This is a genomic window from Klebsiella sp. WOUb02, assembly GCF_050058015.1.
Lineage (GTDB): Bacteria > Pseudomonadota > Gammaproteobacteria > Enterobacterales > Enterobacteriaceae > Klebsiella.
Genome location: NZ_CP170110.1, coordinates 3,144,510 through 3,156,815 on the forward strand (window position 1 = coordinate 3,144,510; position 12,306 = coordinate 3,156,815).

Sequence of the window (12,306 nt, forward strand, 5' to 3'; positions counted from 1 at the left end):
CCCTAGCTATGAATGCAGCAGTAAAGCGGCTCGACGTCATCTGTATTGGCCGGGTGGCCGTCGACCTCTATGCCCAGCAGATTGGCGCAAGGCTGGAAGACGTCGCCAGTTTCTCTAAATATCTGGGCGGCTCCTCCGGCAACGTGGCCTTTGGCACCGCCATTCAGGGCTTAAAATCGGCGATGCTTGCCCGCGTGGGTGATGAGCACAATGGCCGCTTTTTACGTGAAACGCTAAACCACGCCGGGGTCGATACCGAATATCTGATCACCGACCCGCAGCGCCTCACCGCGCTGGTGATGCTGGGGATTAAAGATCAGGAAACCTTCCCGCTGATTTTTTACCGCGACAACTGCGCCGATATGGCGCTGACGCCGGAAGATATTAAGGAAGAGTACATCGCCTCTTCCCGGGCGCTGGCGATCACCGGTACGCACCTTTCGCATGCCCACACCCGCGCGGCGGTACTGAAAGCGCTGGAGTACGCCCGGCGCCACGGCCTGCGGACGGCGCTGGATATCGACTATCGCCCGGTGCTGTGGGGATTAACCTCGCCCGGCGATGGTGAAACGCGTTTCATTGCTTCCGATTCCGTCACCCGGCAGCTGCAGGAAGTGCTACATCTGTTCGATTTAGTGGTCGGGACAGAAGAAGAGTTTCATATTGCCGGCGGCAGCACCGATACGCTGACGGCGCTGAAAAACGTCCGCCACGCCACCAAAGCCACCCTGGTGTGCAAACGCGGTCCGATGGGCTGCGTGGTGCTGGAAGGCGAGATCCCCGACAGCTGGGACAGCGTGCCGCTGCAGCAGGGCGTGCGGGTGGAGGTGCTCAACGTGCTGGGCGCCGGCGATGCCTTTATGTCCGGCCTGCTGCGCGGCTGGCTGAACGACGAGGGCTGGGAGCAGGCCTGCCGCTACGCTAACGCCTGCGGGGCGCTGGTGGTCTCACGCCACGGCTGCGCGCCGGCGATGCCGACCAGGGTTGAGCTGGATGACTATCTGTTGCGCGCGGAATCGGTCCCGCGTCCGGATCTCGACGCGCGGCTGAACCATCTGCATCGGGTGACCAGCCGCCGCCAGCAGTGGCCTGAGCTGTGCATTTTCGCCTTTGACCACCGCAAGCAGCTGGCGGAGCTGGTGCGGGAAACCGGCCGCGATACGGCCTGCATTCCTCAGCTCAAGCTGCTGCTGCTGGCCGCCGCCGAAGCGGCGGCGCAGGAGGCGGGGCTCGATAGGCGCAGCGGTATCCTCGCCGATGGCACCTACGGCCAGCGCGCGCTGAACGCCATTACCGGCAAAGGCTGGTGGATCGGCCGGCCAATCGAGCTGCCGGGTTCGCGCCCGCTGCGTCTTGAGCATGGCAATATCGGCTCCCAGCTGATCGACTGGCCGCTGGAACAGGTGGTTAAGTGCCTGGTCTTCTATCATCCGGCCGACCCGGCGGCGCTGCGCGCCGAGCAGGACGCGCTGCTGCTGGAGGTCTGGCAGGCCTGCAATAAGTCCGGGCACGAGCTGCTGCTGGAAGTGATCCTGCCGGAGAGCGGCCCGGATAAGGACGAGCGCCACTATTACGCCATGCTGGAACATTTTTACCAGCTCGGTATCCAGCCCGACTGGTGGAAGCTGCCACCGCTCTCCAGCGCGAGCTGGGAGCAGATCGCCGCGCTGATCGCCCGCGAAGATAGCCTGTGCCGCGGGATCCTGATCCTTGGCCTCGACGCGTCCCCCGATCGCCTGCGCGCCGGATTCGCCGAAGCCGCGAACCACCCTATCATCAAAGGCTTTGCCGTCGGCCGCACCATCTTTGGTCAGCCTTCACGCCGCTGGATGCAGGGCGAACTTAGCGACGAGGGGCTGATCGATGAGGTGAAACGCAACTACCTGGCGCTTATCGGCTACTGGCGAGAAGCCCGCGGCTAATCCTGCCCGGCCCGCACCTTCCCCCCTTCGGTGCGGGCCTTTTCCGATTTCTTCGTGAAATGAATCGCGTATTTCATCGCAAAAAATGAAAAATTCGCTTCATTTGGTACACTGGAAGTTATATTTCTTTCATTTCATCAGAGCGCAACTTATGGCCAATAATCCAACCCAACTTACCATCCTGCAGGATGAGATCAGGCGTCGCTACGATACGTTAAGCAAACGCTTAAAACAGGTCGCGCGCTATATTCTGGATAACAGCAATAGCGTGGCTTTCGATACCGTCGCGTCTATCGCCCAGCAGGCCGACGTTCCGCCATCAACCCTGATTCGTTTCGCTAATGCTTTTGGCTTCAGCGGCTTTAACGAAATGAAGCAGATGTTCAGACAGCATCTGATGGAAGAGACCGCCAACTATACCGAGCGCGCGCGTCTGTTTCGCCAGACCACCAGCGATGAGAGCTCGCCGCCGGAAACCCCGACCGAAATTCTCAATATGTTTACCATGGTCAACACCCAGGCGCTGCAGCAGCTTGCGATGCAGACCTCCGGCGACGATCTTGAGCGCGCCGTGGCCCTGCTGGCGGAAGCGGAGAATATCTACGTCATCGGCCTGCGCCGCTCGTTTAGCGTCGCCTCCTATCTGACCTACGCCCTGCGTCATCTCGACCGTAAGGCCTTCCTGATTGACGGGCTCGGCGGCATGTTTACCGAGCAGCTGAGCCTGGTCGGCCCGAAAGATGTGGTGGTGGCGGTCAGCTTCTCGCCTTACGCCCGCGAAGTGGTTGAGCTGGTTGAGCTCGGCGCCCAGCGCAAGGCGCGGCAAATCGCCATCACCGACAGCCAGGTCAGCCCGCTCGCGGCATTCAGCGACGTCTGCTTCGTGGTGCGCGAGGCCCAGGTTGACGGCTTCCGCTCGCAGGTTGCTTCGCTGTGCCTCGCCCAGACGCTGGCGGTTTCGCTGGCCCTCAACAGCAGCAAAGAGCCGCAGGCGCAATAGCGCCAGGCCGGATTGCGGCGTCAGCGCCTGCTCCGGGCCCGCGCCGCACGCGCCCCATAAAGCCCGCTCAGGCAACGCGACAGGAAAATCTTCGGCAACAAAAAAGGCCGGTTAGCGAATCTAACCGGCCCTGCGTGGCGTTTACGGCGTATCAGTCGTGACGAGGGTAGTCGGGGCTATTGATCCACGCGTGATCCTCTTCCCAGCTAAACAGCCACCGACGATCCGGCCCGGCCATCACGTTCAGATAGTAGCTGTCGTAGCCGGCGATCGCCGCCACCGGATGATAGCCGCGCGGCACCATCACCACGTCGTGGTTGTAGGGCGCCATGCAGGCGTCCAGGCTGCGGTCATCGGTATAGACGCGCTGGAAGGCAAAGCCCTGCGGCGGATCGAAGCGGTGATAGTAGGTCTCTTCCAGCTGGGTCTCGCGGCCCGGCAGCGCGGTATCGTGCTTATGCGACGGCCACGAGCTGGTGGCCCCCTCATCGGTGTAGACCTCGACCACCAGCAGGCAGTCGGCCTGCGCGCTATCCGGCAGAATATTGTGCACCCGGCGCTGGTTGCGCCCTTTCCCGCGATGCTCAACGCCGACCTCCTGCGGGCGAATCACCCGCGCCGGGAAGCTCCCCTTCCCCGGCGCGCTGCACACCGCCAGCTCGAGATCGGAATCGGCGATGACCTCGACTTTATCCTGCGGCGGCACGTAGACCGACCACGGCGGCGTGCGCTCAAACGGCGACATCCGCTGCCCGAGATCCGGGAAATCGGCCTTCGTCGTTTTGACCGAGGCTAGCCCGGCGACCAGCACCAGGCACAGCTCGCGCTCGCCGCTTTCCAGCGTCACGCTCTGTCCCTTTTTCAGCATCCAGACGTCAAAGCCGATATAGCGCCAGCCGGCGCTTTGCGGCGTAATATGCTGGATCTGCCCCTCTTTTTGCGATTTAGCCAGTAACGACATGGCGCTCTCCTTCGCCGATTAGCCTAAAGTCGGCATGCTGAATTCAGATACGGTTTGCTGCCCTTCCGGCCAGCGGACGGTGGCGGTTTTCATGCGCGTGTAGAAACGAACGCCGTCCGGCCCGTGGACGTTCAGGGCGCCGAAGACGGAGCGCTTCCAGCCGCCAAAGCTGTGGAACGCCATCGGTACCGGCACCGGCACGTTGACCCCGACCATCCCGGCCTGCACGTCATGGACGAATTCACGCGCGGTGTGGCCGCTGCTGGTAAAGACGGCGCTACCGTTGCCAAACTCGTGGCTGTTCACCAGCTCCAGCGCGCTGTGATAGTCGGCGACGCGCACAATTCCCAGCACCGGCCCGAAAATCTCTTCCCGCCAGATGGTCATTTCAGGCGTCACGTTATCAAACAGGGTCCCGCCGACGTAGTAGCCTTCGTCATAACCCGCCACGTGCGGCTTACGGCCGTCGACGACCAGCTTCGCGCCTTCGCTGACGCCCTTATCAATATAGCCCAGCACTTTTTTCTGATGGCTGTCGGAAACCACCGGGCCCATTTCGTTCTCTTCTTTACCGCGCATGCAGCCAGGGCCGACCTTCAGCGCCTGCACCAGCGGCTGGAGGCGCGCAATCAGCTTGTCCGCCGTGGCATCGCCAACGGCGACCACCACCGGCAGCGCCATGCAGCGTTCGCCCGCCGAGCCAAACGCGCCGCCCATAATCGCGTTCACCGTGGCATCCAGATCCGCATCCGGCATGACGATCGCATGGTTTTTCGCCGCGCCGAACGCCTGCACCCGCTTGCCGTGAGCGCTGGCGGTTTTGTAGATGTGCTCCGCCACGCCGGAGGAGCCCACGAAGCTGACCGCCGCAATCCGCGGATCGGTGTAGAGTCTGCCCGGCGTCTTCGTTGCTGCAGTGGATCACGTTAAAGACCCCATCCGGCAGGCCCGCTTCTTTTAACAGTTCAGCAAGGCGCACCGCGGCGGTAGGCGCCAGCGCCGGCGGCTTGAGGACAAAGCTGTTGCCGCAGGCCAGCGCGAGCGGGAACATCCACATCGGCACCATCGCCGGGAAGTTAAACGGCGTAATTCCCGCCACCACGCCCAGCGGCTGCATCAGGGAATAGCTATCCACGCCGGTACCGACGTCGGATGAATATTCGCCTTTAATCAGGTGCGGGATCCCGCAGGCAAACTCGACCACTTCCAGGCCGCGGGTCAGCTCGCCCAGCGCATCCGACCACACCTTACCGTGCTCGCTGACGATGATCCCCGCCAGCTCTTCGGCATGTTGTTCCAGCAGCATTTTAAAATTGAACAGCACCCGGGCGCGGCGCAGCGGCGTGGTACGCGACCAGCTTTCAAACGCGTCGCGCGCGACCTGAATGGCGTCAGAGACCTCCTGCGCGGTGGAGAGCGTGACTTCGCGCACCACTTTTCCCGTCGCCGGGTCAAACACCGGCATCGTTTCATTGCTGCTGCTGGTCACGGTCTGCCCGCCAATAAAGTTTCCTGTGATCGTCATGTTCTCGCCTCATGGTGTGGAAGGCCAACGCTGCGGCCCATCTCCGATTTTGCTGTGCTATAACCGTAGTAAAATGAAATTTATATTTCAACATAGATATAAAATGAAATTCTATTTTGGTGATGATGGTCGCAATTTTCAGCAATAACGCTTCTGTTCCAGCAAGAAAGCGCGATCGCCCGAAAACAGACGCCGCGGCGTTTTTCCCCGGCACGCATAGGTTCTTTATCATTCGCTATTTTGCGAGGCGGCTCAAAAAATCGCCATTTCACGCATTGCCAATTATGAAATAAACGTTTTGAATAGAGGGCAATCGAACGAACTCACTTCATCCTGTTCCCGGAGAGTAAAATGACTATTGCCCGGCACCGCTTCTGCATTAATCGCAAGATTGCTCCTGCGCTGAATATCGAGTCCTTCTTTCGCCTGGTGAACGGCCTCGGGCTGAACAAAGTCGAGCTGCGCAACGATTTACCCGGCGGCAAGGTGACGGACGACCTCAGCGCCCGTCAGGTGCGCGAACTGGCCGAGCGCTACCATATTGAGATTCTGACCATCAATGCGGTTTATCCCTTCAACTGCCGTACGCCGGAGGTGCGCAGCCTGACCGAATCCCTGCTGAAGGAGGCGCAGGCCGTTGGCGCGAAGTCGCTGGTGCTCTGCCCGCTCAACGACGGCAGCGCGGTCTCCACCGACGAGACGCTGAGCGCGCTGCGCGAGCTGGCGCCGCTGTTCTCTTTTTACGGCGTCCAGGGGCTGGTTGAGCCGCTGGGCTTTCCGCAAAGCTCGCTGCGCTCGGCTGCCCGGGCGCAAACGCTGATTCACGACGCCCGCGTGCCGTTTAAGCTGCTGATCGATACCTTCCATCATCACCTCTACCCGCCGGCGGATGAGGAGTTTAGCCAGTTGGAGATCGACGCCATCGGCCTGGTCCACCTCTCCGGCGTCGAGGATAGCCGCCCGCGCGATGAGCTCACCGACGATGAGCGCATCATGCTGACGCCGGGCGACAGGCTGGGAACCTGCGAGCAGGTCAAAAATCTGGAAGCGCGCGGCTATCGGGGCGTTTACGCCTTCGAGCCGTTTGCGCCGGAGGCTGGCGAACTGGCGTGAAGACGATATCCGTCGTGAGGTGGAACAGAGCATCGCGCTGCTTCAGCAGCGCTGCGCCTGAAGAAAACCGACGCCCGCGCCGGGGTAAAGTGTCGATTCCTCTCACCTCTTTGCGACGAGTCTGCCTATAATCGACGCAGGATAAATGGAGGAATCGACCATGAGCTCACCCCTGCTGATTGCGCGTACGCTGGAAAAACAGCTGCATCTACTTCCCGGAATGGCCAACCGTCACGGCCTGATCACCGGAGCCACCGGGACCGGTAAAACCGTCACCCTGCAAAAGCTGGCGGAGTCATTTTCCGAAATCGGCGTCCCGGTATTTATGGCCGACGTGAAGGGCGACCTCACCGGTATTGCCGAAGAGGGCCAGAGCAGCGAAAAACTGCAGGCCCGACTGGACAAAATCGGCGTCAACGACTGGCAGCCGCACGCTAACCCGGTGGTGGTGTGGGATATTTTCGGCGAGAAGGGCCACCCGCTTCGCGCCACGGTTTCCGACCTCGGGCCGCTGCTGCTGGCGCGCCTGCTGAACCTCAACGAGGTCCAGTCCGGGGTGCTGAATATCATTTTCCGCATTGCCGACGACCGCGGCCTGCTGCTGCTCGACTTTAAAGATCTGCGCGCCATTACCCAGTACATCGGCGATAACGCGAAAAGCTTCCAGAATCAGTACGGCAACATCAGCAGCGCCTCGGTGGGAGCGATCCAGCGCGGCCTGCTGACGCTTGAGCAGCAGGGGGCCGAGCACTTCTTCGGCGAGCCGATGCTGGATATCGCGGACTGGATGCGCGTCGATGCCAACGGCAAAGGGGTGATTAATATCCTCAGCGCCGAAAAGCTGTATCAAATGCCGAAGCTGTACGCGGCCAGCCTGCTGTGGATGCTCTCGGAACTCTACGAGCGCCTGCCGGAAGCCGGCGATCTGGACAAACCGAAGCTGGTCTTCTTCTTCGACGAGGCGCACCTGCTGTTTAACGATGCGTCGCAGGTTTTACTGGATAAAATCGAACAGGTTATCCGCCTGATCCGCTCCAAGGCGGTGGGGGTTTACTTCGTGTCGCAAAACCCGGCGGATATCCCCGACGCGGTGCTCGGCCAGCTGGGCAACCGCGTGCAGCACGCCCTGCGCGCCTTCACGCCGAAGGATCAGAAAGCGGTCAAAACGGCGGCGCAAACCATGCGCGCCAATCCAGCGTTCAGTACCGAACAGGCCATTCAGGAGCTGGGCACCGGCGAGGCGCTGGTTTCGTTCCTCGACGAGAAGGGCAGCCCTTCGGTGGTAGAGCGCGCGATGGTTATCGCCCCCTGCTCGCGGATGGGGCCGGTGACGGACGATGAGCGTAACGGGCTGATTAACCACTCCGCGCTGTACGGAAAATATGAGGAGGAGGTCGATCGCGAGTCGGCGTTTGAAATGCTGCAAAAAGGGGTGCAGGCCACCACCGGGCAGCAGGACGCGCCGCCGGCCAAGGGTCAGCAGCAGAACGGCGGCGACGACGATGGTCTGCTCGGCGGCCTGAAGGATATTCTGTTCGGTACCACCGGCCCGCGCGGCGGCAAGCGCGACGGTATTGTGCAAACGGCGGCCAAAAGCGCGGTGCGTCAGGTGACGAATCAGATAGTGAGAGGGATGCTGGGAAGCTTACTCGGCGGGCGAAAACGTTAGGTTAATCTCCCCCTCTCCGCGCCGGAGAGGGGGAAGTGCGCTAGCTTTTTCTCATCATCAGCCAGAGGCTTATCAGGAAGAAGCTGGCGCTCGGCAGCAGCGCGCCGATCATCGGCGGAATGCCGTAGACCAGGGTCAGCGGGCCAAAAATCTGGTCCAGCACGTAGAAGATAAAGCCGAAGCTGATCCCGGTGACCACCCTCACGCCCATCGCCACGCTGCGCAGCGGACCAAAGATAAACGACAGCGCCATCAGCATCATTACCGCCACCGACAGCGGCTGGAAGATCTTGCTCCACATATTGAGTCTGATAGCGGCCAGAATCCTGACCGCTGGACTTCAGATAGGTGACGTAGTTATGCAGGCCGCTAATCGACAGCGCGTCGGGATCCAGCGCCACCACGCCCAGCTTATCCGGCGTCAGTTTGGTATTCCAGGTGCCGCTAACCATCTGCGAACCGGTAATCTGTTTCGGGTCGGTGAGGTTGGACTCATCGACCTGCGACAGGCGCCAGACCTTATTCTCGCTATCGAATTTCGCCGACGCGGCGTAGCGGACTGACTGCAGGCGCCGCGCATCGTTGAAGGCGTAGATGCTCACGCCGCCCAGCTCATCGTTGCCCTTCACCCGTTCGATATAGACAAAATTGTGGCCGTCTTTCGCCCACAGGCCCTGCTGGGTGGAGAGCAGCGAGCCGCCGTACATCTGTTGAGCGCGGTAGTTACGCGCCATCTGCTCGCCCTGCGGCGCAACCCATTCCCCCATCGCCATCGTCAGCAGAACCAGCGGGATCGCGGTTTTCATCACCGCCAGCGCCACCTGCAAACGGGTAAAGCCGGAGGCCTGCATCACCACCAGCTCGCTGCGCTGCGCCAGCGCGCCGAGGCCAAGCAGCGCCCCGAGCAGCGCCGCCATCGGGAAGAAAATCTGCACGTCTTTCGGCACGCTGAGCAGGGTATAGAGCCCGGCGCCCAGCGCATCGTAGCTGCCCTGCCCGGCCTTTTTCAGCTGATCGACAAACTTGATAATGCCCGACAGCGAAACCAGCATGAACAGCGTCATCATGATGGTGTTGAAAATCGTCTTACCGATGTAACGGTCAAGTACGCCAAACGCCTGCATCACGCCGCTCCTTTGTTAAAACGGGCACGGAAGCGACGCATTGGCACCGTATCCCACAGGTTCAACAGCACCGCCAGCGCGAAATAGAGCAGGTTGACGCCCCACATCCAGATCATCGGGTCCATTTTCCCTTTGCCGCCGTTGGACTTAATCGAGGTTTGCACCAGGAAGAAGATCAGGTAGAGCAGCATTGCCGGCAGCATCGACAGCACGCGGCCCTGGCGCGGGTTGACGACGCTCAGCGGAACCACCATCAGCGCCATGATAAAGACGGTCGCCACCAGCGTGAAGCGCCAGTGCAGCTCGGCGCGCGCGCGATCGGTCTGGGTATGCCACAGCGTGCGCATATCCATCTGTTCGGTATCATCGGGATCCGAGGTGACCGCCTGATGGCCGACAATCGCCTGATAGTTTTTGAAATCGGTGATGCGGAAATCGCGCAGCATCGCGGTACCCTCAAAGCGGGTCCCCTGATTCATGGTCACCACCTGCGAGCCGTCTTTTTGCTGCGAGAGTTCGCCTGAATCGGCGACCACCACCGACGGGCGAGCGTTGCCTTTCGGCCGCAGCTGCGCGAGGAATACGTCCTGGAAACGCTTGCCGTTAACGTTTTCAATAAACAGCACCGCGCTTCCGTCGCTGGCCTGCTGGAACTGGCCCTGGGCCAGCGCGGCCATGCCGGGGTTCGCTTTCGCTTCCGACAGCACTTCGTCCTGATGACGGGACGACCACGGCCCCGCCCACATCACGTTAACCGCCGCGACTGCGCCGGTGAACAGCGCGAGGATCATCGCCGCCTTCACCAGCACCGCTTTGCTCAGGCCGCAGGCGTGCATCACCGTGATTTCGCTTTCGGTATAGAGTTTGCCCAGCGTCATCAGCAGCCCGAGGAACAGGCTCAGCGGCAGGATCAGCTGCGCCATCTCCGGAACACCCAGCCCTAACAGCGAGAGCACCAGATTGGTCGGGATCTCGCCATCGACCGCAGCGCCGAGGATCCTGACCAGTTTCTGACAGAAGAAAATGAGCAACAGGATGAATAGGATCGCCAACTGGCTTTTCAGCGTCTCACGAACCAGATATCTTATGATTATCACTATAAATACGCCCGTAAAAACCCGTCTTATTGCAGGAAAATTGCTTGTTTCATGGCTTAAACGTCATTTATTCTCTTTGGTCGTCGAAAACATCGCTAAGATTAAATGACTCATCGGTTCTGCGTATCAGGTTTTTTTCTGACGAACCAAGGCCGTAATAACGTTAAGATTAACACGAAGTCACCACAACAGCGGACATGAGTTACGAAAGCTTGCAATTCTATCCGTAGCCACCGTCGTTGTCTTTAAGATTCAGGAGCGTAGTGCATGGAGTTCAGTGTAAAAAGCGGTAGCCCGGAGAAGCAGCGGAGCGCCTGTATCGTGGTCGGCGTCTTCGAACCGCGTCGCCTCTCCCCCATTGCCGAACAACTCGATAAAATCAGTGACGGCTATATCAGCGCCCTGCTGCGCCGCGGTGAACTGGAAGGTAAGCCAGGTCAGACCCTGCTGCTGCACCATGTGCCAAATATTCTGTCAGAGCGCATTCTGCTGATTGGATGTGGCAAAGAGCGCGAGCTGGATGAGCGCCAGTACAAGCAGGTGATCCAAAAAACCATTAATACCCTGAATGATACCGGGTCGATGGAAGCGGTTTGTTTTCTGACCGAGCTGCATGTCAAAGGGCGTAACAACTACTGGAAAGTTCGCCAGGCCGTTGAAACCGCCAAAGAGACGCTGTACAGCTTCGATCAGCTGAAGACCAACAAGAGCGAGCCGCGTCGTCCGCTGCGTAAAATGGTCTTCAACGTGCCCACCCGCCGCGAACTGACCAGCGGCGAGCGCGCAATCCAGCACGGCCTGGCCATCGCCTCGGGGATCAAAGCGGCAAAAGATCTCGGCAACATGCCGCCGAATATCTGCAATGCGGCCTATCTCGCCTCCCAGGCGCGCCAGCTGGCGGATACTTACAGCAAAAACGTTATCACCCGGGTGATCGGCGAACAGCAGATGCGCGAGCTGGGGATGAACTCCTACCTCGCGGTCGGCAACGGGTCGCAGAATGAATCGCTGATGTCGGTGATTGAGTACAAAGGCAATCCGGCGGAAGACGCGCGCCCGATCGTGCTGGTCGGTAAAGGCCTGACGTTCGACTCCGGCGGTATCTCCATCAAGCCAGCCGAAGGCATGGACGAGATGAAGTACGATATGTGCGGCGCGGCGGCGGTGTACGGCGTGATGCGCATGGTGGCCGAGCTGCAGTCTGCCGCTGAACGTCATCGGCGTGCTGGCGGGTTGTGAAAACATGCCCGGCGGCCGCGCCTATCGCCCGGGCGACGTCCTGACCACCATGTCCGGCCAAACGGTTGAGGTGCTGAATACCGATGCCGAGGGCCGCCTGGTGCTCTGCGACGTCCTGACCTACGTTGAGCGCTTCGAACCGGAAGCGGTGATTGACGTGGCGACGCTGACCGGCGCCTGCGTGATTGCCCTGGGGCACCATATCACCGGCCTGATGTCGAACCACAATCCGCTGGCCCATGAGCTGATTGGCGCATCCGAGCTGGCGGGGGATCGCGCGTGGCGTCTGCCGCTGGGCGACGAGTTCCAGGATCAGCTGGAGTCTAACTTTGCGGATATGGCCAACATCGGCGGCCGTCCGGGCGGAGCCATTACCGCCGGCTGCTTCCTGTCGCGCTTCGCCCGCAAGTACAACTGGGCGCACCTCGATATCGCCGGCACCGCGTGGCGTTCGGGTAAAGCCAAAGGCGCAACCGGTCGTCCGGTGGCGCTGCTGTCGCAGTTCCTGCTCAACCGCGCCGGCTTTACCGGCGAAGAGTAATCTTGCGGGCCGGATAGCGCGACGCTTATCCGGCCCGTGAGTTCGAGCAATTAGAATTCTGTACCCTATGGATTTCGAGTTGCATCGCGGCGGCAGTGCGGCGCACACTCCCGCC

5 protein-coding genes and 4 pseudogenes are annotated in these 12,306 nt (G+C 60.7%); 5 read left to right on the top strand and 4 right to left on the bottom strand.

Annotated features, from left to right (window positions below):
* Positions 1 to 8 precede the first annotated feature (8 nt).
* The gene (locus ABOC21_RS22185; RefSeq protein WP_426813299.1) at positions 9 to 1,922 is read left to right on the top strand and encodes a bifunctional 5-dehydro-2-deoxygluconokinase/5-dehydro-2-deoxyphosphogluconate aldolase; all 1,914 of its coding nucleotides are present in this window, start codon (positions 9 to 11) and stop codon (positions 1,920 to 1,922) included.
* Positions 1,923 to 2,073: 151 nt separating this feature from the next.
* Complete coding sequence (locus ABOC21_RS22190; RefSeq protein ID WP_426813300.1) at positions 2,074 to 2,922, top strand: MurR/RpiR family transcriptional regulator; 849 nt, start codon at positions 2,074 to 2,076, stop codon at positions 2,920 to 2,922.
* 151 nt (positions 2,923 to 3,073) lie between these two features.
* Here the strand turns inward: ABOC21_RS22190 and iolB are convergent, their stop codons facing one another.
* Both iolB and ABOC21_RS22200 read right to left on the bottom strand, forming a co-directional pair.
* Positions 3,074 to 3,883 carry a 5-deoxy-glucuronate isomerase gene (gene iolB, locus ABOC21_RS22195; protein ID WP_426813301.1) on the bottom strand — a complete coding sequence of 270 codons (810 nt, stop codon included), beginning with the start codon at positions 3,881 to 3,883 and terminating at the stop codon, positions 3,074 to 3,076.
* A gap of 18 nt (positions 3,884 to 3,901) precedes the next feature.
* Positions 3,902 to 5,408 (bottom strand): annotated as a pseudogene (locus ABOC21_RS22200) (CoA-acylating methylmalonate-semialdehyde dehydrogenase).
* Positions 5,409 to 5,759: 351 nt separating this feature from the next.
* On the opposite strand from ABOC21_RS22200, the pseudogene ABOC21_RS22205 reads away from it, so the two are divergent.
* Together ABOC21_RS22205 and ABOC21_RS22210 are read left to right on the top strand one after the other, a co-directional pair.
* Positions 5,760 to 6,582 (top strand): annotated as a pseudogene (locus ABOC21_RS22205) (TIM barrel protein).
* A 99-nt stretch (positions 6,583 to 6,681) separates the two neighbouring features.
* Positions 6,682 to 8,190, top strand: coding sequence for a helicase HerA-like C-terminal domain-containing protein (locus ABOC21_RS22210; RefSeq protein ID WP_426813302.1), 1,509 nt, complete (start codon positions 6,682 to 6,684; stop codon positions 8,188 to 8,190).
* Positions 8,191 to 8,230: 40 nt separating this feature from the next.
* On the opposite strand, the pseudogene lptG reads toward ABOC21_RS22210, so the two are convergent.
* Positions 8,231 to 9,314: pseudogene (gene lptG, locus ABOC21_RS22215) on the bottom strand (LPS export ABC transporter permease LptG).
* A complete protein-coding gene (gene lptF, locus ABOC21_RS22220) occupies positions 9,314 to 10,411 on the bottom strand; it encodes an LPS export ABC transporter permease LptF (RefSeq protein WP_426813303.1) in 1,098 nt (365 codons plus the stop codon). Before lptF ends, lptG begins: the two are co-directional and overlap by 1 nt.
* Positions 10,412 to 10,678: 267 nt before the next feature.
* Between lptF and pepA the strand changes: the two are divergent.
* A pseudogene (gene pepA, locus ABOC21_RS22225) lies at positions 10,679 to 12,191 on the top strand (leucyl aminopeptidase).
* Positions 12,192 to 12,306 lie beyond the last annotated feature (115 nt).